The organism is Rhizobium sp. NFR03, assembly GCF_900111275.1.
In the GTDB taxonomy this organism is placed as follows: domain Bacteria; phylum Pseudomonadota; class Alphaproteobacteria; order Rhizobiales; family Rhizobiaceae; genus Ferranicluibacter.
This window is the reverse complement of record NZ_FOGR01000003.1, coordinates 174,268-200,146: the sequence shown is the minus strand read 5'-3', so window position 1 is coordinate 200,146 and position 25,879 is coordinate 174,268. Positions and strand designations below refer to the sequence as shown.

At 61.7% G+C, this 25,879-nt stretch carries 25 protein-coding genes; 21 read left to right on the top strand and 4 right to left on the bottom strand.

Translation table 11 applies throughout. The features are described 5' to 3' along the window. Positions 1–61: 61 nt before the first annotated feature. Positions 62–1,036 (bottom strand): hypothetical protein, encoded by a 975-nt coding sequence (locus tag BSG19_RS10640; RefSeq protein ID WP_244529202.1) that lies wholly within the window; start codon positions 1,034–1,036, stop codon positions 62–64. A gap of 392 nt (positions 1,037–1,428) precedes the next feature. On the opposite strand from BSG19_RS10640, the gene BSG19_RS10635 reads away from it, so the two are divergent. Further along, positions 1,429–2,013, top strand: coding sequence for a nitroreductase family protein (locus BSG19_RS10635; RefSeq protein ID WP_092987710.1), 585 nt, complete (start codon positions 1,429–1,431; stop codon positions 2,011–2,013). Between the two features lie 10 nt (positions 2,014–2,023). Then, positions 2,024–2,626, top strand: coding sequence for a flavin reductase family protein (locus BSG19_RS10630; protein ID WP_092987709.1), 603 nt, complete (start codon positions 2,024–2,026; stop codon positions 2,624–2,626). Positions 2,627–2,653: 27 nt separating this feature from the next. On the opposite strand, the gene BSG19_RS10625 is transcribed toward BSG19_RS10630, so the two are convergent. Then, positions 2,654–3,316 (bottom strand): hypothetical protein, encoded by a 663-nt coding sequence (locus tag BSG19_RS10625; RefSeq protein WP_092987708.1) that lies wholly within the window; start codon positions 3,314–3,316, stop codon positions 2,654–2,656. Positions 3,317–3,391: 75 nt separating this feature from the next. On the opposite strand from BSG19_RS10625, the gene BSG19_RS10620 reads away from it, so the two are divergent. Beyond that, complete coding sequence (locus BSG19_RS10620) at positions 3,392–4,519, top strand: DUF2336 domain-containing protein (protein WP_092987706.1); 1,128 nt, start codon at positions 3,392–3,394, stop codon at positions 4,517–4,519. Between the two features lie 144 nt (positions 4,520–4,663). Continuing rightward, entirely contained in the window at positions 4,664–5,686 is a 1,023-nt protein-coding gene (locus BSG19_RS10615) for an NAD-dependent epimerase/dehydratase family protein (protein ID WP_092987704.1), read from the top strand. A 55-nt stretch (positions 5,687–5,741) separates the two neighbouring features. On the opposite strand, the gene BSG19_RS10610 is transcribed toward BSG19_RS10615, so the two are convergent. Beyond that, complete coding sequence (locus BSG19_RS10610; protein ID WP_244529201.1) at positions 5,742–6,215, bottom strand: hypothetical protein; 474 nt, start codon at positions 6,213–6,215, stop codon at positions 5,742–5,744. Positions 6,216–6,428: 213 nt separating this feature from the next. On the opposite strand from BSG19_RS10610, the gene BSG19_RS10605 reads away from it, so the two are divergent. Continuing rightward, on the top strand, positions 6,429–6,887 hold the full coding sequence (locus tag BSG19_RS10605; RefSeq protein ID WP_092987702.1) for a GNAT family N-acetyltransferase: 459 nt from the start codon (positions 6,429–6,431) through the stop codon (positions 6,885–6,887). A 259-nt stretch (positions 6,888–7,146) separates the two neighbouring features. Here BSG19_RS10605 and parE read toward each other — a convergent pair whose 3' ends face one another. Continuing rightward, a complete protein-coding gene (gene parE, locus BSG19_RS10600; RefSeq protein WP_244529200.1) occupies positions 7,147–9,279 on the bottom strand; it encodes a DNA topoisomerase IV subunit B in 2,133 nt (710 codons plus the stop codon). A gap of 145 nt (positions 9,280–9,424) precedes the next feature. On the opposite strand from parE, the gene BSG19_RS10595 reads away from it, so the two are divergent. The 16 genes from BSG19_RS10595 (at position 9,425) to pdhA (ending at position 25,873) form a co-directional block, all read left to right on the top strand. Then, on the top strand, positions 9,425–10,321 hold the full coding sequence (locus BSG19_RS10595; protein WP_092987700.1) for an alpha/beta hydrolase: 897 nt from the start codon (positions 9,425–9,427) through the stop codon (positions 10,319–10,321). 128 nt (positions 10,322–10,449) lie between these two features. Further along, on the top strand, positions 10,450–11,892 hold the full coding sequence (locus BSG19_RS10590) for a UbiA family prenyltransferase (RefSeq protein ID WP_092987698.1): 1,443 nt from the start codon (positions 10,450–10,452) through the stop codon (positions 11,890–11,892). A gap of 18 nt (positions 11,893–11,910) precedes the next feature. After that, positions 11,911–13,236, top strand: a complete 1,326-nt coding sequence (locus BSG19_RS10585) for an FAD-binding oxidoreductase (protein WP_092987696.1) — start codon at positions 11,911–11,913, stop codon at positions 13,234–13,236. 113 nt (positions 13,237–13,349) lie between these two features. After that, on the top strand, positions 13,350–13,790 hold the full coding sequence (locus BSG19_RS10580; protein WP_092987694.1) for an EamA family transporter: 441 nt from the start codon (positions 13,350–13,352) through the stop codon (positions 13,788–13,790). Further along, positions 13,787–14,803: an NAD-dependent epimerase/dehydratase family protein gene (locus BSG19_RS10575; RefSeq protein ID WP_092987692.1), complete on the top strand. Its 1,017-nt coding sequence runs from the start codon at positions 13,787–13,789 to the stop codon at positions 14,801–14,803. Before BSG19_RS10580 ends, BSG19_RS10575 begins: the two co-directional genes overlap by 4 nt. A gap of 15 nt (positions 14,804–14,818) precedes the next feature. Further along, positions 14,819–16,288, top strand: a complete 1,470-nt coding sequence (locus BSG19_RS10570) for an aspartate aminotransferase family protein (protein ID WP_092988442.1) — start codon at positions 14,819–14,821, stop codon at positions 16,286–16,288. A 172-nt stretch (positions 16,289–16,460) separates the two neighbouring features. Continuing rightward, positions 16,461–17,231, top strand: a complete 771-nt coding sequence (gene tpiA, locus BSG19_RS10565) for a triose-phosphate isomerase (RefSeq protein ID WP_092987689.1) — start codon at positions 16,461–16,463, stop codon at positions 17,229–17,231. 199 nt (positions 17,232–17,430) lie between these two features. Further along, entirely contained in the window at positions 17,431–18,033 is a 603-nt protein-coding gene (gene secG, locus BSG19_RS10560) for a preprotein translocase subunit SecG (protein WP_092987687.1), read from the top strand. 143 nt (positions 18,034–18,176) lie between these two features. Beyond that, positions 18,177–19,805: a CTP synthase gene (locus tag BSG19_RS10555; RefSeq protein ID WP_170865924.1), complete on the top strand. Its 1,629-nt coding sequence runs from the start codon at positions 18,177–18,179 to the stop codon at positions 19,803–19,805. 53 nt (positions 19,806–19,858) lie between these two features. Next, positions 19,859–20,332 carry a GNAT family N-acetyltransferase gene (locus BSG19_RS10550; RefSeq protein ID WP_210185390.1) on the top strand — a complete coding sequence of 158 codons (474 nt, stop codon included), beginning with the start codon at positions 19,859–19,861 and terminating at the stop codon, positions 20,330–20,332. An 80-nt stretch (positions 20,333–20,412) separates the two neighbouring features. Then, positions 20,413–20,985 (top strand): transglycosylase SLT domain-containing protein, encoded by a 573-nt coding sequence (locus tag BSG19_RS10545; protein WP_092987683.1) that lies wholly within the window; start codon positions 20,413–20,415, stop codon positions 20,983–20,985. Between the two features lie 115 nt (positions 20,986–21,100). Beyond that, positions 21,101–22,006: a VOC family protein gene (locus tag BSG19_RS10540; RefSeq protein ID WP_092987681.1), complete on the top strand. Its 906-nt coding sequence runs from the start codon at positions 21,101–21,103 to the stop codon at positions 22,004–22,006. A gap of 2 nt (positions 22,007–22,008) precedes the next feature. Continuing rightward, complete coding sequence (gene kdsA, locus BSG19_RS10535) at positions 22,009–22,848, top strand: 3-deoxy-8-phosphooctulonate synthase (protein ID WP_092987679.1); 840 nt, start codon at positions 22,009–22,011, stop codon at positions 22,846–22,848. An 86-nt stretch (positions 22,849–22,934) separates the two neighbouring features. Further along, entirely contained in the window at positions 22,935–24,209 is a 1,275-nt protein-coding gene (eno, locus tag BSG19_RS10530; protein WP_092987677.1) for a phosphopyruvate hydratase, read from the top strand. A gap of 157 nt (positions 24,210–24,366) precedes the next feature. Next, on the top strand, positions 24,367–24,675 hold the full coding sequence (locus tag BSG19_RS10525; RefSeq protein ID WP_092987675.1) for an FtsB family cell division protein: 309 nt from the start codon (positions 24,367–24,369) through the stop codon (positions 24,673–24,675). A 148-nt stretch (positions 24,676–24,823) separates the two neighbouring features. After that, the gene (pdhA, locus tag BSG19_RS10520; protein ID WP_092987673.1) at positions 24,824–25,873 is read left to right on the top strand and encodes a pyruvate dehydrogenase (acetyl-transferring) E1 component subunit alpha; all 1,050 of its coding nucleotides are present in this window, start codon (positions 24,824–24,826) and stop codon (positions 25,871–25,873) included. Positions 25,874–25,879 lie beyond the last annotated feature (6 nt).

The following is a 25,879-nucleotide window of genomic DNA, read 5'->3' as shown; positions in this document are numbered from 1 at the left end:
GAAGGAAAAGCCGGGCCGAAAGGTCCGGCTTTTTGCTGGGTAGGTAGATGATGTGCCCTACTCAGTCCTGAGCGTTGCCAGGCGCGACAGCCGCAGACTGTGCACCGGGTTGCGCCGCCGTATTCGACAGCAATACCTCGACATCCGCATTCACGCCGGCTGTTACCGTGAAATCGCGCTGGTAGATTTTCTCGTTGTTGCGTGCCACGGCGCTGTAATCGCCTTCGGCGAGGACGAGCGTCGGAAAGGCGCCGACGCTTTCGCTGACCACGTCGCCGGATGCCGTCAGGATCGACCACGCTGTATCGGCAATCGCCTCGCCGCCCGGTTCGGCGACCAGCTTCAAGGTGAGTTTTGCCGCCCGGTGCTGGATCGTCGCTTCGGTGAGTTTCCCCGCCTCCACCTGTATATCTGCGCGGATCACGGCGTTCACCGACCCGTAGTTCGACACGACGTGATAGGTGCCGGTGTTCAGACGCACGACGGTATTGGGCTTCACATCCGCCACCACCAGTGCCCGCTCGCCATCTTCTTTTACGTCGGAAGAAAAGATCGAAAAGGAAAGCTCGCCTTCCGGGATGCGTACGTCAGCGCCGGAGACGGCGTTGAGCGTCACGCCACCGGCATCGAGCACCAGCACCTGCCGTTCGAAGGTACCGGTTTCCGCAACGCGGATCTTGCGTGTAGCGCCGGCGCGACCGAAGGCGACGTTGACGAAATATTCGCCCGGTACGAGCTGGAACGCGGCCGAACCACCCTGCGACGTCGCCACCAGAGGCAATTTTCCATCCGAGCCGGGGATGGGGCTGAAGACACGCCACGTCAGTCCCTGCTCGATGGCGCCGCCCTTTTCCTTCAGGAGCGCTTCCATCCGAACATCGCGAGCTGTTGGTCCCTGCGCGGCCTCGCTTGGAATGACCGGGCTGAAGCTGTTCAGCTTGGGCATTTTCGGCGGCGCGGAGATCGACGGAAAGCTCTTGAAGGGATCGTCCTGCACCGTCTGCGCCCATGCGCCGCAAGACAGACCGCCAACCATGCCGAACGCAAGGAGGACAGAGAGAGCCCGACCCGAACCCGGACTGGGACGGGACGCCGGGGGCAGACAGCGAAGAGGAGCCGGGTTACGCATGATACGGTTGACTTCCTGACGAGGTGGCTCCACTTGAGACGCCGGTATGGCGAATTCGTGGCTACCTGTAACGGACCTCACGCGCCGCAGCGCGCTGCATATTGTGCAGGACCGGTACAGGGTTGCGCAAGGATAAAGCATCGCCGCTGTGTATAACGGCATGCGGCGCTATGCTCTTGCAGTTCGTACCGGGGCATCACATGCCAACGCATTCCGGCCGGCGGATGACGTCGGCAACAGACGACACTCCGGCATGCGACCGTATCCGTCGCAGGACCGCTTCCGTGAAAGTGACCGATATGACGACGGCTCCCGGCCTCAAGGACTACCTCGCAACACGCCGTTCCATTCCCGCCTTCCAGATGTGCGAACCCGGACCCGGGCAGCAGGAGATCGAGGAGATGCTGACGCTGGCCTCGCGTGTGCCCGATCATGGAAAGCTCGCACCCTGGCGGTTCATCGTTTATCGTGGTGAAGAGCGCGGTCGCATCAGCGCAGAGCTGGCCCGCCTGGCTCTTGAGGCGAAATCGGATCTTTCCGAAGAGATGATCAAGGTCGAGAACACCCGGTTGACCCGTGCCCCTGTCGTCGTCGCGGTCATCAGTACGGCCGCGCCGCACGCCAAGGTGCCGGAGTGGGAACAGATCATGTCGGCCGGTGCCGTTTGCCTCAATCTGCTGATGGCGGCCAACGCGCTCGGCTATTGCTCGAACTGGCTGAGCGAGTGGTTCGCATTCGATCAGCGCGCCTTTCCGGTTCTCGGCATACAGGAAAACGAGAAGGTCGCCGGCTTCATCCATATCGGATCGCCGCAGGTGCCGCCGACGGAGCGTCCCCGTCCTGCTTTGTCCGAGATCGTTACCTGGGTCGGCGGCGACGCGTGAGGGCTTTCTGATGTTTTATTCGACCGACACGAACGCCCACGGCCTGCCGCACGATCCGTTCAAGGCCATCGTCTCGCCCCGGCCGATCGGCTGGATCGGTACGCGGGCTAAGGACGGCAGTCTCAACCTCGCGCCCTATTCCTTCTTCAACGCCATCTGCGATGCTCCGAAGATGGTGATGTTCTCGTCTTCGGGATGGAAGGATACCGTCCGCAACATCGAGGAGACCGGCGTCTTTACGGCGAGCTTCGTCAGTCGAGACCTCATTGATCCGATGAACCGATCGTCCGCCCCGTTGCCGCACGGTGAAAGCGAGTTCGCCGCGGCCGGCCTGGCGCCCGTCGATGGAGACCTTGTCGAGGCCCCGTTCGTCGGCGAGGCCTATGCCGCGCTCGAATGCCGGATGACGGAGATGTTCCGGCCTAGGACGCTTTCCGGTGAGCCCGCCGAAAATCACGTCGTCATCGGGCAGGTTGTCGGCATCCACATCCGGGAGGACGCGCTGCGAAACGGCCGTTTCGATATGGCGAAGACGCGTCCGGTCGGTCGGCTCGGCTATATGGATTATGCCGATGCCGGCGACGTCTTCGAACTGATACGCCCCAAGCGCTAGCCTGCTGTCCTTGGCGCAAGAGGACAGTCAGTCTGCGCGCGCGTCTTGCCCGAGCGCTATCCACTGCTCCGCAGTCTGCACGAGGACGTTCCGGAACCCGTGATCCAGCGCGGCATCCCGCAAGCGGGCCAGCGCGTAGCCGTCGGTTTCGCCAAAGGGCAGGGACCAGAAGCAGGGCACGCCGGCGCTTGCCGCCTGCAGAATCATGGACCCTCGCGCCATGGTGATGGCTGGCGATGCGGATCGAGCGGACTCGGTCGGCAGTCCGATGGCAGAGGCAAGCGCGTCCTCGTCCAGCACCAGAGCGATCAGGCGTGCCGACGCGCCTGAAAGCCTCTCGGTGCCGAGGAAACTTGCCGGCGAAAAGCCGATGGCGGCGATGATCGAGAGGCTGCCTGCCGCCATTCCCGTTTCCGCCTCGATGACCCCCAGCGCGACGTCCGCCGCCTGCAGATCGGCGCGCCCGCGGCAGTCCGGCAGCAGGATACCGTCGGGGCGATGAGCGTCGAAGACGCCTGCCGCGTCGTGACGTTCGAGCGCGTCGAGACCGATCTTGAGAAGGAGACGCTGCGGGCGCCGAGAGGGAGCCGGGTCTTCCGGACGAACCACGACAGCGAAAGCTGTCTTCGGTGGCGTCTCATCCAGGCCCGGTTGCACGATCTGACCGGTTTCGTTGGCGTTAATCGACATGGTGAACCAATCTTAAACGTTTCGCCGCTAACGTCACGACATCAGCATCAGTTTGATTTGCGTAGTGGGGCGTCGGTGATCATACAAGCATTTCTTCGCTGGGTCGAAACCGCCAAGGCAACGGATCGCGCCGACGCGGCCAGCGCACTGGCGCGCGCCTATTGCGCGAAGAATTGCGACCGGATCGACCGGCATGCAGCCAATATGGCGATGACGTTTCTTCTCGATGATCCCTCGCCGAAAGTGCGTCTCGCCCTTGCCGAAGCGCTGGCTGCAATGCCGGACGCGCCGCGTCCGATCATCCTGTCGCTGGCCGAAGACCAGCCGGAAATCGCCTTCGCTGTTGCCACCCGCTCGCCGGTTCTCTCCGATGATGACCTGATTGATCTCGCAGCGCGCGGAACGCCGGAGCTGCGGGCTTTCATCGCTTCCCGCAAAACCGTGTCTCGCGCGGTCGCGGCGGCGATCAGCGAAATCGGCGGCGTGCCGGAGGTTGTCATCCTCCTCGAAAATCCATTGGCCAACCTGTCGCGGCGAACCCTGAAGCGTCTTGCGGATCGTCATGGCGACGTGTGTGCCGTACGCAACATGCTGCTGGAGCGGGAGGATCTGCCGGCGGATGCGCGGCAGGTTCTGGTCGAGCATGTCGGCGCTGCGCTCAACGGCACCGCTTTCCTTCAGGCTGTGATCGGCACAGAGCGCCTGCAACGCGTCGCCCGACAGGCGTGCGAAACGGCCGCCATCGACATGGCGGGCGAGGTTGCAGACGTGGATATCAAGGCGCTGATCGCCGAACTTCGCGTGACCGGACGCATGACACCCGCCTTGCTGGTCAACGCACTCTGCCATGGCCGCATCGACTTCTTCGCCGCTGCGATCGTCGATCTCACGCATGTCGGTGAGAAGCGGGTTCGCTCCATCCTGTCCGACGGTCGTACGCAGGCCCTTCGGGCTCTGTTCGAATCCGGAGGGCTCGGCCGCGAGATCAGCGCGCTCTTCGCAGAGGCAATCCTCATCTGGCGAAAAGAGAGGCGGCAGGGCAGCCATCTTCCGGCAGCCTCCATCGCTGCCGTCCTCGTGCATCGCCTCCGACAGACGGCGGACAGTTCCGGCCTGTCGGAATGTGTGGAAAAGCTCGCCATTGCCGAGCAGCGCCGTTTTGCCCGTGATTACGCCCAACTGGCTGCACGACAGGCGGCCTGACCCAAAAGAGAAACGTCCCGTCGCCGCACCGACGGCTATTCGCAAGGGCTTTTGTCCGGCAGAGGTTTCCGATCGCCACCGAGATCCTGTAAGCAGATCTCACGCTGGCAACGGCGGACGTCATGGCATGCCAAGGAGAAGCTCATGTCCGAAACGAATCGGCGCGTCGTCGTCACCGGTGCCGGCGGGTTTCTTGGTCGTCACCTGACGCTGTCCCTCTTGAAGCGTGGTTACCCCGTTTGTGGCACCTTCCGCTCCGCTGTTCGTGGCAAGCAGGCAAACATGGCTCTTGCAGAGTTGCTGGGGAAGCCTGCCGACAGCCTCGATATCGCCGTTGCGGATCTCGAATCCGATGATGGCTGGTCGGAGGCGCTGAAGGGCGCACATGCTCTGTTTCACACGGCCTCGCCTTTTCCGGCAAAGGCGCCGGGCGACCCGCAGGACGTCCTTCGCCCTGCGGTCGAGGGCACCCGGCGCGTGTTGCGGGCCGCGGTCGATGCGGGGATCCGCCGCGTCGTGCTGACGTCATCTATCGCGGCTGTCATGTACGGTGACGGCGCGCCGCCTTATGACGAGCGGAACTGGACGGATCCGAGCGGTACGTTCTCCACCATCTATTACGCGTCGAAAACGCTTGCCGAGCGTGCCGCCTGGGAAGAGGCTGAAGCGCTGGGGCTCGAACTGACCGTGCTCTGCCCGGGTATGATACTCGGTCCCATGATCGGGAAGACGACGGCGACCTCGGTGGGTATTGTTCGCAATCTGCTGAACGGGCGATATCCTGCTATGCCAAAGTTCATCGTGCCGCTTGTCGATGTCCGCGACGTCGCCGCGGCGCATGTTCTGGCGCTAGAGACGGCGTCGTCCATCGGCGAGCGATTCATCATCGCCGGGCAGTCCCTGAGCATCGCTGACATCGTCGGCATTCTGCGCGAGGCGGTGCCCGAAAGGGCGGGAAAGTTGCCTGGCATGACCGTTCCGAACTGGACGGCCAAGGCCGCGGCCTCCCTGCATCCCGGCCTTGCCATGATCGTGAAGGAGCTTGGACGCGACAACCGCGTAAGCAGCGAGAAGGCTCGACGCGTGCTCGGCTGGACGACGCGTCCGGAGCGCGAAACCGTCTCGGCAACCGCTTCAAGCCTCATCGAAGCCGGCTTGATCGTTTGACGGCTGGCGCGTTCGAGGCATCCAACGGCAACATCGGGGGTTCAGGTGCCCGATGTCAGCGGCCGATCCGCGTCGCAACCCAGGAATAGCCATCCCCCAGATAGTGGACGGGAACGGACATGGCGTGGCGTATCTTTGCCGTATCCGGCAGTACGCCACGGATCATCGCGTAAGCGCGCTGGGGTAGAGGTTTGCGTTCTTCGGACGCGGCTTCTCCCGCAGTCGGAGCGGATGGTGCGCTGGTGGGTGCGGGCGTCGGGGATGTTGATGCGGAAGCGAGCGGTGGTGCGGGAGAGGTGGGCGTATCGCTCTCGGCCGCGCTGGCGATCGGGGCCTCTGCCGCCTTCTCGCACATGGCGACGATCACGGGATAGCTCGCATTCTTATAGGCAGGGAGCTTTTTTTGAGACTGGTCGTCGCAGGCCTCTACCGTCTCCCACCTGTCTTTTACCGTATCGACATAGTGGCACTGGGTGACGCCGTCGTCGCATCCAAGAATCGTCATCACGACGAGCGCTGCAGTCACCATGATCTGTTCCGTCTCCTGCGTTAAAGAAGATGGTAAACAGAGCTTTGCGCGGAATTAAGGCACGAACGGCAGGCGCCGGATTGATTTTGCTCCGGTTGGCTGCGTCGGAGACAGGTCGTCATCGTCCTTCGTGGATCGAGGTTCGAATCGGTATAAAATCGGCTGAAGACGCACTTCAACCGCTCGATTCTCTTTCTCAGGAACCTCAGCCAAGTGACTCTGGACATTCGAAAAGAACCGCCACGCCAACCTGAGGTCATCGATCTCTTGAACCAGTCGGACGTTTATGCCCAGTCGCTCTATCCGGCCGAGAGCAATCATCTTGTTGATCTTGAGACACTGGAGAAACCCGAGGTGTCGTTCCTCGTTGCGCGGCATAACGGCACGATCATCGGGTGCTGCGCTCTGGTGGCGGCTGGGGATGGCAGCGGCGAGATCAAGCGGATGTTCGTCGATCCCAAGGCACGAGGCATGCGGGCTGGGCGGTCCCTTCTGGATGCCGTCGAACAGACGGCGCGCGACGCCGGGCTAACCACAGTCAGGCTGGAAACCGGCATTTATCAGCCCGAAGCCATCAGTCTCTACCGAAGGGCGGGTTACCGCGATATCGAGCCATTCGGAAGCTACAAGCCCGATCCGCTCAGCCTTTTTATGGAAAAGATCGTCGCCTGAGGGACAGGCCACCAGGCTTCCGACATTGAGACGAAGAGTGCCGTATGATGCGGTCCTTATCGGCAGGCTGACGAACGACTATCGGCTCGTCTCCTGACGAAAGACGATGTCGTCGTGCATTTCCCTCGAATGGCGCCAACACGCGCATTGAGCGAGACGCTCGTGCAAAAGGCCATCCACGCTGCCCAATCGCTCCAGCGCCCGCGCAGCTGAACGCTCTAGCCATGCCGTTATCTGTCGATCCCGATACCGTCACCAATCAGATGTCGAGGTTCTCGGCGAAGACGGCCCGTTCCTGGATGAAGCGGAAACGTGCTTCCGGCTTGGTGCCCATGAGATTGTCCACCGCGTCACGCGTGCCCTCGAAGTCGACGTCATCGATGGAAACCTTGAGCAGCGTGCGCTTTGCAGGATCCATCGTCGTTTCCTTCAACTGCGCCGGCATCATCTCGCCGAGGCCCTTGAAACGTCCGATCTCGACCTTGCCGCGGCCGGTGAATTCCTTCTCCATGAGCTCGACCCGGTGGAGGTCGTCGCGCGCATAGAGCGTCTTTGCGCCCTGTGTCATGCGATAGAGAGGAGGCACCGCGAGATAGAGATGACCGCCGCGAATGAGTTCCGGCATTTCCTGATAGAAGAAGGTGATCAGAAGCGACGCGATATGCGCGCCATCGACGTCGGCATCGGTCATGACGATGACGCGGTCGTAGCGCAGGTCTTCCTGACGGTATTTCGACCGCGTGCCGCAACCGAGTGCCTGCACGAGATCCGAGATCTGCTGGTTTGCCCCCAGCTTTTCCCGGCCGGCGCTTGCGACGTTGAGGATCTTGCCGCGCAGCGGCAGGATCGCCTGATTGGAGCGGTTGCGCGCCTGCTTGGCCGAACCGCCGGCCGAATCGCCTTCAACGATGAAGAGTTCGGCACCCAGCGCCGAGTTCTGCGAGCAGTCGGCAAGCTTGCCCGGCAAGCGCAGCTTGCGCACGGCGCTTTTGCGGGTGACTTCCTTTTCCTTGCGACGGCGCACGCGCTCGTCGGCGCGCTCGATCACCCATTCCAGAAGTTTTGCCGCTTCCTGCGGATTGCCGGCGAGGAAATGGTCGAAGGGATCGCGGATGGCGTTCTCGACGATGCGCTGCGCTTCGACGGTGGCGAGCTTGTCCTTGGTCTGGCCAACGAATTCCGGCTCGCGGATGAATACGGAGAGCATTCCAGCGGCAGAAATCATCACGTCGTCTGTGGTGACGATCGCCGCGCGCTTGTTCTGCGTCAGGTCAGCATAGGCTTTCAGACCTTTGGTCAGAGCGATGCGAAGACCCGCTTCGTGCGTGCCGCCCTCGGGCGTCGGAATGGTGTTGCAATAGGAATGGACGACCGAATCGCCGCCATACCAGGTGACGGCCCATTCGAGCGCGCCGTGGCCGCCGGTCTTTTCGGTTTTACCGGAGAAGATCTCGCGGGTAACCGTGAACTCGGACCCCATGGTCGCCTTGAGGTAATCCTTCAATCCGCCGGGGAAGTGGAACACCGCCTTGTCCGGCGTGTCGGTGCCCTCCACCAGGACCGGATCGCACGACCAGCGGATTTCGACGCCGCCGAAAAGATAGGCCTTGGATCGGGCCATGCGAAAAAGGCGTGCCGGCTCGAACTTGGCGTGAGGCCCGAAGATCTCCGGGTCCGGGTGAAAGCGCACGCGGGTGCCGCGCCGGTTCTGCACGTCGCCCAGTTCCTCCAGGCCACCTTGCGGAATGCCGCGCGAAAAGCGCTGGCGATAGAGCCGCCGGTTACGGGCGACTTCCACTTCCAGCACGTCGGAGAGGGCGTTGACGACGGACACGCCGACGCCGTGCAGACCGCCGGAGGTCTCGTAGACCTTGCTGTCGAATTTTCCGCCGGCATGGAGCACGGTCATGATCACTTCGAGCGTCGATTTGCCCGGAAATTTCGGATGGTTCTCGACCGGAATACCGCGACCGTTGTCGGTCACCGCAAGGCACCCCTCGGCGTCCAGATGGACGTCGATGAAATTGGCATGGCCGGCCACGGCCTCGTCCATCGAGTTGTCGATGACCTCGGCGAACAGATGATGCAGCGCCTTCTCGTCCGTGCCGCCGATATACATGCCAGGGCGGCGGCGGACGGGCTCAAGGCCTTCAAGAACCTCGATCGCCGAAGCGTTGTAATCTCCCGTATCGGCCTTCAACTGGGATGCGGGGGCTCCCGGAGCGCGTGCGGCCGATTTCGGTTCCTCTTTCGGCTCCTGTGCCTTCGCAGGGGCGCCGGGTCTGGTATCCCCGGTCTTGCCGGCAGACGACGTCAGGTCGAGCGTCTTCGGCTCGGAAGGCTTCCGGGCTGCGGGCGGGGTGGTCGCGAAAAGGTCGTTGCTGTCCGTCATCTGGTGCGTCAAACGTCTTTCGATGTGTCGGCTGATCCTGTAGGCCGGGCATCGCCTGTCTGGCGGTTGCCCGCCTCTTCATACAAGGGCCAGCCGTCCGGCGAAAGAGCGAAGCGTACCGAAGAGATCAAAAAGGGAACAAAACATGGCCCGGTCCACACTTTCTTTGAGACGCAACGTTGAGGCAGGTGCTCTCGCCGTCGTTTTCGCAATCGTCACGAGCTTGACCGGCGCCAGCGCCGCGACGTTGAAGCCTTTCAAGGATGACCTCTTCGGATATGGCCGTATCCTGGAATCACGCGACGGTGGTGATTGGCTGACGGTAGATTACGACGAGATGCGCGATATCAACGGCCGCGACGAGGTTCCGGAACGCCGGGTAAAGCGACCTTATGTATCGCTTGGGGTGAAGCGCGCTCAGGCTAACGAGACGGTCGATATCGGCGGAAGAGGCCTCGATGTCTTCCGGGTCGGCGGGCCGCAGAACGCTGCCTTCACCGTGATCTTCATCCACGGCCGCGGCGGCGACCGGCGGCTCGGCGCGAACGACTATTCCTTCGGCGGCAACTTCAATCGCTTGAAGAATCTCGCAGTGGAGAACGGCGGCGCATATTACGCGCCGAGCGCGCGCTCCTTCGATACGGACGGTGCTACAGATATCGCCGGGCTTATCGATGCTCTTGCGCGCCGCTCTCCCGGGCAGCCGATCATCCTGTCCTGTGCATCGATGGGTAGCTTTCTCTGCTGGGGCGTCTCGCGCAATGCCACGGCTGTCAAGCAGCTTTCGGGCATGATGATCATGGGTGGCGCGGCCGATCCGGACTTCGGAAAGAGCGCCGCGTTCGCGCGCAAGCTGCCCATGTTCTTCAGCCATGGCAGCGCGGACGGCACGTACAAAGCGGAAGATCAGGCGGCTCTGTATGCCCGTCTGAAAAAGAGCGGCTACCCCGCCCGCTTCGTCCTGTTTGAGACGGGGACGCACGGAACACCGGTGCGGATGACCGACTGGCGGGATGCCATCAACTGGATCCTTTCGCGATAGATGCAACCTGAGCGATTTTCCGTTCATTAACCAGCGATTGAAGTCCCCACCGCAGCGAAGAGTGCGTTTGTATTTCAGTAAGTAGAACATGACAGTCTACCGGAAGTTACGGAACCGGGAGTGCGATCATGGATGCGCGAACCGACACGCGGCTCGTGCCGCTTTGCGTCGATCTGGATGGTACGCTTGTTTCAGTGGATACGCTGTGGGAGGGCGTAACGGTTGTTCTGTTCCGCAATCCGCTGATGCTGTTTGCCGTTCTCCTCTGGGCACTGCGCAGCAAGGCGCACCTCAAGCATCAGGTTGCCGCACGATCCGGGCGCACCGGCGAAGACTGGCCCTACCGCCCGGAAGTTATCGCGCGTCTCCGGGAGGAGCGGGGAACCGGCCGTGATGTTGTGCTTGTCACTGGCGCTGCCGAGCGGGTGGCGCTTGATGTCGCAGCCCATACCGGCGTTTTTACCGACGTCTTGCACTCATCGCCGACCCACAACCTGACGAGCCATCGCAAGCGTTCCGAGCTGGTCGCCCGATATGGCGAGGCTGGGTTCGACTATATGGGCAACAGCCGTGATGACGTGGCCGTCTTCGATGCTGCGAGGAGAGCCATTGTCGTTGCGCCCGATCGGGCTGCGGAAAGCTGGCGTCGAAGACATGGTGCCGAATGCCTGGCGACCAGCAAGATTGGCATCACGGATACGTTGAAATCCATCCGGGTCCACCAATGGGCCAAGAACATTCTGATCGCGGTGCCCATGGCGCTCAATCACGACGTTCTGCAACGCGACGCGTTGATCAATACGGCAATCGCCTTCTTCGCCTTCAGCTTCCTTGCGTCGGCGGTCTATGTCATCAACGATATCTCGGATCTTACGAACGACCGCCGCCACCCCAAGAAACGGTTCCGGCCGCTTGCAAGTGGCCGTATGTCCGTTTTGACAGGCCTTGCGCTCGCCGCTGTTCTTCTTGTCGCGTCTCTGGCGCTTACCCTCACAATGCCGCCGGGTTTCATCGCGACGCTCGCAATTTATCTCGTTGTCACCACTGCTTACACATTTTTCCTCAAGCGTAAGCTGCTTGTCGATGTCTTCACACTGGCGGGACTTTACACCATTCGAATCGTCGCAGGAGCGACGGCGACGGAAACCGAATTGTCCTTCTGGCTTCTCGCCTTCTCGATCTTCTTCTTCCTCAGCCTCGCACTTGTGAAACGCTACGTCGAGTTGGACGAGCATGGTGGCGAAGCCAGCTCACAGGTTCCCGGTCGCGGCTACATGCAGGTCGACTTCGAGATGGTCGGTCAGGCCGGAGTGTCCTCGGCCTTCGCATCTGCTCTGGTCCTCGCGCTCTACATCCACAGCGCGGAGATGCAGCAGATGTATAGCATGCCGGCCGCTCTCTGGCCGCTGTGTCCCATTGTGCTGTATATGCTGCTGCGCATCTGGATGCTCGCCCGGCGCGGCTCGCTGCATGAGGACCCCGTCGTCTTCATCATGCGAGACTGGCGCAGCATTGCCACCATGGCCGCCGGTGGCGTCCTGGTGATGATCGGCGCGGTCGGCATTCAGTGAAGGTGTGACGACAATCCGATGGATATGAATTTCGACAGTTGGGGCCGTATCGACACGCGCCCACGTCCTGCCCTCACTCCCGATGCCTTCGAGGACGAGATTGGCGCGGCCGCGCCGGGCGGATATCTGCCCTTCGGCAACGGCCGTTCCTATGGCGACAGCTGCCATAACGATCCGGGCCTTCTGATCGACAACCGCCGGCGCGGTCGCATCCACGCGTTCGACCCGGGCACCGGCATTCTCTCGGCCGAAGCCGGCGTCACTCTGTCGGCCATTCTCGCACGCGCCGTGCCGCATCGCTTCTTCCTGCCCGTCACCCCCGGCACGGCACATGTCACGCTTGGCGGCGCGGTCGCCAACGATGTCCATGGCAAGAACCACCACGCCCGGGGAACGTTCGGAAACCACATCCGGCGGCTGACGCTGCTACGCTCGAATGGTGACGTTCTCACATGCTCGGAGACCGAGAACCCGGAGATGTTCAGCGCCACGATCGGCGGCATGGGTCTGACCGGTCTCATCCTCGACGTCGATCTGCAGATGATGAAGGTACCCTCCGCCCACATCCAGCAGCACGCCATCCGCTTCGACACCCTTGACGCGTATTTCGGCATGATCAACCGCGTCGATGCCGAGCATGAATATTCCGTCGCCTGGATCGACCAGCTCGCGACAGGCCGCAACGCGGGCAGGGGCATACTGCTCGCCGGCGACCATGCCGACGCCTCCTGCGAATTTCCCGATTTGCCCAGCGGACGTAAGCTCGCCATTCCGGTCACGCCGCCTTTCAGCCTTCTCAATCGCCTGACGCTGAAGGGCTTCAATGCGGCCTATATCCGCAAGGCGAAAGCTGGCGAGACGGTCGAGACGGTGAAATGGTCCGGCTATTTCTATCCTCTCGATGCCATCAGAAACTGGAACCGTCTCTATGGTCCTAAAGGCCTATACCAGCACCAGAGCGTTTATCCGGCCGACGTCGCACCAGCGGTCACAGCGCGGCTGATGGAGACGGCCCGGAGCGCCGGGCATGGCTCGTTCCTCACGGTTCTCAAGCGCTTCGGCGAGCACCGCTCGCGTGGCCTGTTCTCCTTCCCGCGACCCGGCTTCACGCTCACGCTCGATTTCGCGAACCAGGGCGAGGGTACGTTGAAGCTCCTGGACGCTCTCGACCGGATCGTTGTTTCTGCTGGCGGTGCGGTCAATCCCTACAAGGATGCGCGTATGAGCCCGCAGACATTTGAGGCATCTTTTCCGGAGTGGCGGAAGCTTGAGGCATTGCGAGATCCAGCGATGATGTCGGACTTTTGGCGGCGCACCGCAATGGCTGTTCGAGACAATAGATGAAATCAATTTTAGTAAAAGAAATCAGCAAGTTTCACTGAATAGTGGAATCTTTGGCTTACGATGAATTCCAGCCGAGAACGAGCCCGGACGGGGCGCCCGAAAAGGGGGACGACATGAAATACCTGGCCTTCATATTGTTTACCGTGCTGACCAATGCGGCGGCACAGCTGATGCTGAAGCAGGGAATGCTGAGCCTCGGCCCGCTGACGTTTACGGCGGATACGGCAATTGCCCGCTTCTTTCAGATCCTCTTCAACCCGTGGGTTTTTGCCGGACTTGCCACCTTCGCCATATCGATGGTGTCGCATCTCTACGTGCTGTCGAAGGTGGAACTCTCGTTTGCCTATCCCTTCCTCAGCCTCGCCTACGTCGCCGTGGCCATCTTCGCCTACTTCATCTTCCGCGAAGACCTGAACGCGTGGCGCATCGCCGGCATCGGCTTCATCTGTGTCGGAACCGTCCTCATCGCACAATCCGGTCGCTCGACGCCCGCGGAAGCCGCAGCGCTCGATACCCCGGCCGTAAAATCCATCCATATCGGGAGCCCGACATGAAACACGTCATTTTCGGAGGCGACGGTTTCGTCGGTCGCCACCTCGCCGAGCGCCTCGTCAATGAAGGCGAACAGGTTCTCATTGCCGACATCGTCAAGTCCGACCTGCCGCATTACGCTCATGGCCGCGTCCACTTTGTTCATTGCGATGTGACGGATCTCGAGCAGGTCATGAAGGTCGATATCGGCCCGGAAGACATGGTCTACAACATGGCGGCCAAAATGCTCTCGCCGCTGCAGGTGCGCGCCAAGCGCTGGAAGTTCTTCTGGCCGGTGAACTATTACGGTGCCGAGAACATCATGAAGGCGACGGCTGCTTCAGGTGCCAACCGGCTCGTCCAGTTCACGACCGATATGATTTACGGCCACACGGTACAATCGCCGCAGGCTGAGGATCATCCGGTGAAGCCGCTCGGCGAGTACGGCAAGTCGAAATGGGCGACCGAGCAGCTCTGCCATGTCTATCGCGAGAAGGGCATGCGGATCTCGATCTTCCGTCCGCGTCTCATCATCGGGCCGGGTCGCCTCGGTATTCTCGAAAAGCTGTTCAAGCTGATCGATGCGAACCTGCCGGTGCCGATGATCGGCTCGGGCAAGGCGCCGTACCAGTTCATTTCCGTGTTCGATTGCGCGGAAGCCGCGCGTCTTGCCTGGAAGGGCGGCGTGCCGAACGAAGCCTACAATCTCGGCTCCGACAACCCGCCTTCCGTCCGCCAGCTTCTGGGTGGCCTGATCAAGCATGCAGGCTCCAGATCCATCCTCATTCCGACGCCCGGTTTCGCCGTCAAGGCGACGCTTGCCGCCTTCGACGCGATCAACCTGCCGATCATGGATCCGGAACAATACCTCATCGCCGACGAGATGTGCGTTCGCGAGACCGGAAAGCTGAAACAGGAGCTTGGCTGGAAAGTCCAGTTCAACGACGGGGCGATGCTGATCGCCGCCTATGACGAATATCGCGCAAAGAAATCCACAGGCACCGTCGGCACGCCCGCCGCCCTGCCGGCCGAGTAAGAGGGAATGATCCAGATGCTCGATACGCCAGCCCGTTTCCTCGTTGACTCCACCGCCATCGAAACACCGCAGCCCATCCGCAAACCGGTGGCCAAGCCTGACCTTCTGACGGTCGAGGACGCCAAGGCATTGACCGTTCCGGAAATGACGACCCTCTTCAAGGAGCACGTCAATCCCGGCCAGCTCCACTTCATGAAGCTTCTCGGCTTCCACAAGGTGAAGATCGAGAGTGCCGAGGGCATGTACTATACCGACCAGAACGGCCGGAAGATCCTCGATTTCTTCGGCGGTTTCGGCTCGCTCGCCTTTGGCCACAACCATCCGCGTCTTCTGGACGCGCGCAAGCGGTTTCAGGACGAGAACCGGCACGAAATCGCGATCGCCTTCATGTCGCAATATGCGGCGGCCTTCGCGAAGAATCTCGCGACCATCTCGCCCGGCGATCTCGACATGGTATTTCTCGGCTCGTCCGGCTCCGAGGTCATGGAGGCCGCCGTCAAGCTCGCCGAACGGGCAGCCGGTCCCAAACGGCCGAAGGTCGTCTATGCCGAAAATTCGTTCCACGGCAAGACGAAGGGCGTGCTCAACATCACGGACGGCGCGCTGTACCGCGCGGATTTCTCGGTTTCGGGGAATACCGTTCGCGTACCCTTCGGCAATATCGAGGCGATCGAGAACGCTTTCCGCGCCGATCCGCAAATCGGAGCGATCGTTCTGGAAACCATCCAGGGCGGCGGCGGTATCATTCGCGCGCCCGATGGCTTCTGGAGGGATCTCCGCGCGCTCTGCGACCGCTACGGTGTCGTCTGGGTCGCTGACGAGGTCCAGTGCGGTTACGGCCGTTCGGGCCGCTTCTTCGCCTTCGAGCATGAAAATGTGGTTCCGGACATCACGGCCCTTGCCAAGTCGCTCGGCGGCGGCAAGGCGGCAGTGGGAGCCATGATCGCCCGGCGCGAGATCTACATGAAGGCCTATGGCACGCCGAAGACGGCGATGATCCACGCGATGGCCACTTTCGGCGGCATGGGCGAGGCCTGCGTCACCGCCATCGAAGCGCTGAACATCATGTATGACGATGGCTTGATCGACAATGCGGCGGAGCAAGGCGCCTATCTGCTCGCTCGCCTCGATGCACTGCGCGAGAAGTACCCGAAGATCATCAAGGAGGTCCGGGGGCAGGGTCTTATGGTCGGGCTTGAGTTCCAGGACTTCAGCCAGACGATGCCGCTGGTGCTGCGACCCGTCATCGGCATGCTTGACGACAAGCTCAAGGGCTCGCTCTCCGGCTTTATCGGCGCGCTGCTCCTGCGGGACTACGATGTGCTCGTCGCTTTCACCGAGTACAATCGCAACGTCATCCGCCTGGAGCCGCCGCTGATCTGCGAGCGCGCCCATGTCGATCAGTTCGTGGACGCACTCGACGACCTCCTCGGCCGAGGTATCATTCGGATCGTCAAGGATTTCGTCGGCAGCCAGATGGGCTGAGGCAGTCTTCCCGAGACGAGGCGCGGGCAGGGGAACTGCCCGCGTTTCTGATTCTGGTGCTCTCTTCCGTCCATCGAGCGGAGGTTTTTCAAGCACTGCGTGATGAACGCTTTCCACGACCCGGCGGATTTGCTACGGCCGATCCATCGTGGGAAAACGGGAGAGAAGCCGAATGACACCTGATGTGCGTCCGCTTGTTGCGGGGAACTGGAAGATGAACGGGCTGCGCGCCTCTCTCGACCAGATCAAGGCGATAGCCGAGGGGGTCACCGGCCCGCTTTCGGAAAAGGTCGAGGCGCTCATCTGCCCGCCGGCAACATTGCTCTACGTTGCCACGGCGCTCTGCACCGATAGCCCGCTCGCCATCGGCGCACAGGATTGCCATGCTGCCGTGTCCGGTGCGCATACGGGCGATATCTCCGCCGAAATGATCGCCGACTGCTTCGGCACCTATGTTATCGTTGGCCACTCCGAGCGCCGCACCGACCATGCCGAAACGGATGCGATCGTGCGCGCGAAGACGGAAGCCGTTCTGGCCGCCGACCTCACAGCCATCGTCTGCGTTGGTGAAACCGGTGACGAGCGCAAGGCGGGCCAGACGCTGGATGTTCTCAAGCGCCAACTCGACGGCTCGTTGCCGGACGACATCACGGCCGAAAACACCGTCATCGCCTATGAACCCGTCTGGGCAATCGGTACCGGCCTGACGCCGACGGCGGCTGACGTCGAAGAGGCCCACGCTTTCATGCGGAAGGAGCTGACGGCGCGCTTCGGGGACGAGGGCGCGGCGATGCGCATCCTCTATGGCGGCTCGGTCAAGCCCGGCAATGCCGTCGAGCTGATGGGTATCGCGAACGTCGATGGCGCGCTGATCGGCGGCGCGAGCTTGAAGGCGCAGGACTTCCTCGCCATCTATCGCGCGTACGAGCAGCTGCTTGGCTGATCATCGGGGCTTGGAATAGCGGGCTGCTTGGTATATTGAGCCCGCGAAACCGAAATTCGCTGCGAGGACGCGGCCGGAAACACGCGGCCGTTCCGTGCCCGGCTTTTCGTTAAGATTTGCGGCAAAAGAGACGTCAAGTGCGGGTGACCAGCGGCGATATCGCCGGGGTCCGGCGCGCTTCAAGCCAGGACTGGACGAAATGCAGGAAGTATTGCTTGTCATCTATCTCATGGTCGTGCTGGCGCTGATTGGCGTCGTACTGATCCAGCGCTCGGAGGGCGGCGGTCTCGGCGTCGGCGGCGGTTCGGGCTTCATGTCTGCCCGTGGCACGGCCAATGCGCTGACGCGCACGACGGCAATCCTGGCAACGCTCTTCTTCGTCCTTGCTCTGGCCATGAGCATTTACGCTCGCTATCAGCCGAACGCGACCGACGTCCTCGACCGTATTCCCGGAACGACCAACAACGGCAACGGCGTCCTTGATTCGCTCGGCGATGGCCAGACGACGCCTTCGGCACCGGCAGCCCCTGCACCGGTCGTCCCGAGCAATGGCGTTCCGACCGGCGGCGATGCCCCGGCCAGCACGGCACCCGCCAGCACGACGCCTGCAGCCCCGGCACCGGCGGCTACAGCCCCGGCCACGCCGGCGCCCACGACGACTGCACCTGCTGCAACGACGCCCTCCGCTCCGTCGAGCACGACGGCGCCGGCGGCTCCTGCCGCACCGGCACCGGCTGCACCCGCAGCGACACCTGCCACGCCGCCTGCGGCAACGGGTACGGGCGCACCGACCGCGCAGTAAGCCGAGCGCAGCCAAATCCGACCGGCGGAACCTGTTTCCGCCGGTTTTCTTTTGTGCGTCATCGATGCCAGCGCCTCGAAATCTGGGGAGTGCGGCATTTTTCGATGGCGGAATCGATCTCGAAAAGGTATCCGGTCAAGCCCATGGCGCGATATGTATTCATCACCGGCGGCGTGGTTTCGTCCCTTGGAAAAGGGATTGCCGCAGCCGCTCTCGGCGCGTTGCTGCAGGCCCGTGGTTATCGGGTGCGGCTTCGCAAACTCGACCCCTATCTGAACGTCGATCCGGGCACCATGAGCCCGACCCAGCACGGCGAGGTGTTCGTCACCGACGACGGGGCTGAGACCGACCTCGATCTTGGCCATTACGAGCGCTTCACCGGCCGCTCGGCCACTAAGACCGACAACATTACGACCGGCCGTATCTACAAGAACATCATCGACAAGGAACGCCGCGGCGACTACCTCGGCGCGACCGTGCAGGTGATCCCGCACGTGACGAACGAGATCAAGGCGTTCGTCACCGAAGGCAACGAGGAATACGATTTCGTCATCTGCGAGATCGGTGGCACGGTCGGCGATATCGAGGCCATGCCGTTCATGGAGGCGATCCGCCAGCTGAAGAACGATCTGCCGCGTGGCGCGGCCGTTTTCGTTCATCTGACGCTGATGCCTTATATTCCCGCCGCAGGCGAGTTGAAGACCAAGCCGACACAGCATTCCGTCAAGGAACTGCAGGCGCTCGGTATTCACCCGGACATCCTGCTCGTGCGTGCCGACCGTGAGATTCCCGAAGCCGAGCGGCGCAAGCTCTCTCTCTTCTGCAACGTCCGTCCGTCCGCCGTCATTCAGGCGCTCGATGTGGCCAGCATCTATGATGTACCGATCGCCTATCACAAGGAAGGCCTCGACTCCGAAGTGCTCGCCGCGTTCGGCATAGAGCCGGCACCGAAGCCGCGCCTCGACAGCTGGGAAAACGTCTACGACCGGATCCGGACGCCGGAAGGCGAGGTTACGATTGCCATCGTCGGCAAATATACCGGCCTCAAGGACGCTTATAAATCGCTGATCGAAGCCCTCTACCACGGCGGCATCGCCAACAGGGTCAAAGTCAAGCTCGAGTGGATCGAGTCGGAAGTCTTCGAGAAGGAAGATCCGGCGCCCTACCTCGAAAAGGTCAACGGCATTCTCGTGCCCGGCGGCTTTGGCGAGCGTGGTTCGGAAGGCAAGATCCTTGCGGCGCGTTTCGCGCGCGAACGCAAGGTGCCGTATTTCGGAATCTGCTTCGGCATGCAGATGGCTGTCGTCGAAGCGGCCCGGAACCTTGCCGGCATCGAGACGGCCTCCTCGACGGAGTTCGGCCCCACGGCCGAGCCTGTGGTCGGTTTGATGACGGAGTGGATCAAGGGCAACGAGCTTCAGAAGCGCACGGCCTCCGGTGATCTCGGCGGCACCATGCGCCTCGGTGCCTACAAGGCCTCGCTGAAGAAGGGCACGAAGATTGCGGATATCTACGGCTCCGCCGATATCTCCGAGCGTCATCGTCACCGCTACGAGGTGAACATCGACTACAAGGACCGGCTCGAAAACTGCGGCCTCGTCTTCTCCGGCATGTCGCCGGATGGCGTGCTGCCGGAAACGATCGAGTATGCCGATCATCCTTGGTTCATCGGTGTCCAGTACCATCCGGAACTGAAGTCCCGCCCGCTCGATCCCCATCCGCTCTTCGCAAGCTTCATCGAGGCCGCTGTGGAGCAGACCCGGCTCGTCTGAGGCGGAAGTTGCAGGGCGTTTCCGTGGCTGAAACACGCACATCACCTGTAACAATCCGGCCCGCTCGGGCCGGAGACGAAGCAGGTATCGTCGACCTGATCGTGCCGATCCAGTCCGGTGAGTTTGGCTTTTCCATCACGGCTGCCGACCAACCCGACCTTGCCGATATCGATGGATTCTACCGTCAAGGCGCAGGCGCATTCTGGGTCGCCGAGGATGACGGGCGTATCGTCGGGACGATTGCGCTGAAAGATTTCGGCGACGGGCAGGGCGCGTTGCGCAAGATGTTCGTTGCCGTAAGCCATCGCGGGGCGATATACGGCATCGCCCAGCGCCTCCTCGATACGCTTTTCGCGCACGCCAAAGTCAACGGGTTATCCGTCGTCTTGCTTGGCACCACAGACCGCTTTCTTGCAGCACACCGCTTCTATGAAAAGAACGCGTTCTCCGCGATCAACGCGAGCGACCTGCCGCCGGCATTCCCGCGTATGGCGCTGGACACGCGCTTCTATCGCCGGGTGGTCTGAAACGCGCCGGCCCTGATCGATCAAAACCTTCTTTTAACATTTACCTGTCATTCATTCTTTCGAACCTTGGATCGAGAGCGATGCGTGTACTGATGATCGTCGCCATGATGGCGCTCGCCGGTTGTGCGACTGCGCCGAAGAACACCCGGAACGCCTGCGCGATCTTCGAGCAGCGCGATGGGTGGTTCAACAACTGGCAACGTGCCGCGCGGCACGCCGAGAAGCAGTATGGCGTGCCTGTGCCCATCCTGATGGCAACGATCCAGACCGAATCGAATTTTCGCCCGCACGCCAAGCCACCGCGCACGAAGCTCCTGGGCTTCATCCCGTGGAAGCGCGTCTCCAGCGCTTACGGCTATTCTCAGGCGCTCGACGGGACGTGGGACGAGTACCGCGCCTCGACGGGACGCTGGATGGCCAAGCGATCCAACTTCTCCGATGCCATCCATTTTGTGGGCTGGTACCACGCCCGCAATCACCGCAAGAACGGTATCGGCCTAAACGACGCCTATAACCTCTATCTCGCCTACTACTCGGGCGATGCTGGCTATGCCCGTGGTTCCTGGCGCGGAAATGCCGGTCTGCAGGCAACAGCCCGACGTTCGGCAGCGCTCGCCTCTTCCTATGCCAGCCAGTTGCGGAACTGCAATTAGGCCTGAACCATCGGGCCTATCCTGCCGCACCAACTCCAGCCTTGAATTGTCGGCCCGAAGATGCCAAGCACCGGTGAATGCCGGTGCTCGCGGGCGTGACGAGGAGAAGCGGACGATGAGAGACGACCGACCGGCAATCGCAGGCCATGTCCGCCGCCATCTCGATCATCTCGTTCTTCCGGTCGGTTCGCTGGCGACCGCTCGCGAGCGCCTGTCCCGTCTTGGCTTCACCGTTGCCGGAGACGCGCTGCACCCGTTCGGCACCGAGAATGCCTGCGTCTTCCTCGCCGACAAAACCTATCTGGAGCCGCTCGCCATTGCTCAGCGAGAGGACTGCGAAGCTGCTGCCATTCAGGGCAATACCTTCGTCGCGCGTGATCTGGCCTATCGCTTTCGCCGCGGCCAGGATGGGTTCTCCGCGCTTGTCTTCTCCACCGACGATGCTGTATCCGATCATGCCCGGTTTCAAGAACAAGGTCTTTCCGGCGGCGGCATTCTCGAATTTTCCAGGCCAATGAAACGGCCCGACGGCGAGGAGACAATCGGACAGTTTCGTCTGGCGTTCGCCAGCGACCCGCGCGCACCGGATCTGTTCTGCTTCACCTGCCAGCGCGTCCAGCCACTGCCGTCCGAACGTACGGCGCTCGAAACCCATGCAAACGGTGTGACCGGCATCCGGCAGGTCATCCTGTCCGAGTCCAACCCGACCGATTTCCAGTATTTCCTGCAGCAGGTCGTGGATGAACGCGAAACGGAGGCGCATTCGTTCGGCATGGACATCCGGGCCGCCAATGCCCACATCTCCGTTCTGAACGAGGCGGGAATGCGCGGCTTCCTCGGTGTCGATGAGCCTCTGGAGGAGCGTGGGCTGAAAGCCCGTGCGATCGTCTTTACCGTCGGGGACATTGCCGCTACCGAAGCCTTGCTGGCCGACAATGCTATCGACCATGTCAAACGGGAAGGCCGCCTGATCGTGCTTCCGGCACCTGGACAAGGCGCCATCTTCGTATTTGGAGAATGACTATGAAAACCAATGAATCCGTCATCGTCGGCGAGGGCGCTCGCGCTGTAACCTTTTCGCAAGGGTCGAAGCTATCGCTGATCGCCGGCCCGTGCCAGATGGAGAGCCGCGACCACGCCTTCATGATAGCTGGCCGCATGGTCGAACTCTGCGACAAGCTCGGCCTCGGCCTCGTCTACAAGTCGTCCTTCGACAAGGCCAACCGGACATCTCTGTCCGGCAAGCGCGGCATCGGGCTTGAGAAGGCGATGGAGATCTTCACCGACCTGAAGGCGGAATACGGCTTTCCTGTTCTCACCGACATCCATACGGAAGAGCACTGCGCGCTCGTCGCGCCGACAGTCGATATTCTCCAGATCCCTGCCTTTCTCTGCCGCCAGACGGACCTGCTGATTGCCGCCGCCAAGACCGGTCGGACGATCAACGTGAAGAAGGGCCAGTTTCTCGCGCCCTGGGACATGAAGAACGTTCTCTCTAAATTCACCGAGAGCGGAAACCCGAACGTTCTTCTCTGCGAACGCGGCGCTTCCTTCGGCTACAACACCCTCGTCTCCGACATGCGCTCGCTGCCGATCATGGCAGGTCTGGGCGCGCCTGTGGTGTTCGACGCGACGCATTCCGTACAGCAGCCGGGCGGGCAGGGCACATCCTCTGGCGGTCAGCGCGAATTCGTGGAGACGCTGGCGCGGGCTGCCGTTGCGGTTGGCGTCGCCGGCGTCTTCATCGAGACGCATGAGGATCCCGACAACGCACCGTCGGATGGACCGAACATGGTCAATATCGACGATATGCCGCGTCTTCTCGAAACGCTGCTCGCTTTCGATTCTATCGCAAAGCGCTAAACGTCTGACCGGCGCTGCCATTGTAATTTCACAGCCGTCGACTAAGACAGGCCATCCGCCCAAAACCCAAGGACAGGGAAGAGACCATGACAACCATCATCGACATCATCGGCCGAGAAATTCTGGACAGCCGCGGCAATCCGACGGTCGAAGTCGACGTGCATCTCGAAGACGGAAGCTTCGGCCGTGCTGCCGTTCCCTCCGGCGCGTCCACGGGTGCCCATGAGGCGGTGGAACTGCGCGATGGCGGTTCGCGCTACCTCGGCAAGGGCGTCGAGCGCGCCGTGGAATTCGTCAACGGCGAAATCTACGAAGCCATCGGTGGCCTCGACGCCGAGAACCAGATCCAGATCGATCAGGTCATGATCGAACTCGACGGCACCGAGAACAAGTCGCGCCTCGGCGCGAACGCCATCCTCGGCGTGTCCCTCGCCGTTGCCAAGGCCGCTGCTGAATCGGCCGGCCTGCCGCTCTATCGCTATATCGGCGGCCCGAACGCGCATTACCTGCCGGTACCGATGATGAACATCATCAACGGCGGCGCGCATGCCGACAACCCGATCGACTTTCAGGAGTTCATGATCGTTCCCGTCGGCGCCGACTCGATCCGCGACGCCGTGCGCATGGGCTCGGAAGTCTTCCACACGCTGAAGAAGCAGCTCTCCGCCGACGGCCATAACACGAATGTCGGCGACGAAGGCGGCTTTGCGCCGGGTCTCGCATCCGCCCCGGCTGCGCTCGACTTCATCATGAGCTCGATCGAGAAGGCCGGCTACAAGCCCGGCGAAGACATGTTCATCGCGCTCGATTGCGCCTCGACCGAGTTCTTCAAGGACGGAAAGTACCATCTCGAAGGCGAGGGCCGCGTGCTCGAGCCTGAAGCCATGGCAGACTACCTCGCGGAACTCGCTGCGAAGTACCCGATCTTCTCGATCGAGGACGGCATGGGCGAAGACGACTGGAACGGCTGGAAATACCTGACCGACAAGATCGGCTCCAAGGTCCAGCTCGTCGGCGACGATCTCTTCGTCACCAACTCCAAGCGCCTCCGCGACGGCATCAAGATGGGTGTCGCCAACTCGATCCTCGTCAAGGTCAACCAGATCGGCTCGCTGTCCGAAACGCTCGACGCCGTGGAAACCGCGCACAAGGCGCGCTACTCCGCCGTCATGTCGCATCGCTCCGGCGAAACGGAAGACAGCACGATTTCCGACCTCGCCGTTGCCACCAACTGCGGCCAGATCAAGACCGGCTCGCTTGCCCGTTCCGACCGGACCGCGAAGTACAATCAGCTGATCCGTATCGAAGAGCAGCTTGGTCCGCAGGCGCAGTACATGGGCCGCTCCATCCTGCGCGGCTGATCCTTTACACGTGGCTTTCTGACAAGCCCGGGCTTCCGCAAGGAGGCCCGGGCTTTTCCGTTTCAGCCGGGTGGGCTTCCAATGTTCGTCATGGTCAACGCTCGATTAACACATGCCTGCTAGCTTGAAGGCCAGTAGCGTAGCAGGGCGTCAGCGTATGTGGACCAAGCATCATCGGAAGCGGAAACTCGGGCGGTTTGCCATGCCGCTCATCACAATCGCCTTCCTTTCCTATTTCTCCTATCATTCGATTCACGGCGACTTCGGCCTGCGGGCAACGGAAGTCTTCGATCGTCAGCGCGTGGAGCGCCAGGCGACATTGAAAGAGCTGACCGAAAAGCGTCAAATCCTTGAAAAGGAAGTCGCTTTGCTCAGTGACGGCTCCATGGAGCGCGACATGCTGGATGAAAAGGCACGTTTCGGACTGAATATGTCACGCGCCGACGAGATCGTCATCTTCCACTAAATCCGAAGTTAACTCAAAAGACGTTAACTTGGATTTATACAGGTTTTTCAGTTGCTTGTGCAGAATATAAGCCATGCAATTATAGCATTGCTGTTGTCACGGTCTTTCCCTATGGTAGCCGCAAAACGCTAACCATAGGGAGGATCGCATGGCTCCGCGTCAGAACGCGCCCGTATCCAGCCGCGGCAAGTCAGTCGGCAAGTCTGCAGGCAAGGATTTCGCCAACGGCACGATCGTAGAATTTGACCGCGAACAGGACCTGAAGGCCTATCGCGAAATGCTCCTCATCCGCCGTTTCGAAGAGAAGGCCGGCCAGCTCTACGGCATGGGCTTCATCGGCGGCTTCTGTCACCTCTACATCGGTCAGGAAGCTGTCGTCGTCGGCATGCAGATGGCTCTGAAGGAGGGTGACCAGGTCATCACGGGTTACCGCGACCACGGCCACATGCTCGCAACGGGCATGAGCGCACGCGGCGTCATGGCCGAGCTCACGGGTCGTCAGGGCGGCTACTCCAGGGGCAAGGGCGGCTCCATGCACATGTTCTCCAAGGAAAAGAACTTCTACGGCGGACACGGCATCGTCGGTGCGCAGGTATCGCTCGGCACCGGTCTCGCCTTCGCCAACAGCTATCGCGGCAACGACAACGTCTCGCTCGCTTATTTCGGCGACGGCGCGGCCAACCAGGGCCAGGTTTACGAGAGCTTCAACATGGCGGCTCTCTGGAAGCTGCCCTGCATCTACATCATCGAGAACAACCGTTACGCCATGGGCACCTCGGTCGCCCGCGCATCCGCTGGCGTCGATTTCTCGCAGCGCGGCGCCGCCATCGGCATCCCCGGCTATCAGGTTGACGGCATGGATGTTCGCGCCGTCAAGGCTGCCGGCGAGGAAGCCGTTGCGCATTGCCGCGAGGGCAAGGGTCCCGTCATTCTCGAAATGCAGACCTATCGCTACCGCGGCCACTCCATGTCCGACCCGGCGAAGTATCGCTCCAAGGACGAAGTTCAGAAGATGCGGTCCGAGCACGACCCGATCGAGCAGGTGAAGGCTCGCCTGCTGGAGAAGGGCTGGGCTACCGAAGACGAGCTGAAGGCGATCGACAAGGACGTCCGCGACATCGTGGCCGATAGCGCCGATTTTGCCCAGAACGATCCGGAGCCGGATGTGTCCGAGCTCTACACCGACATTCTTCTGTGATCCGGG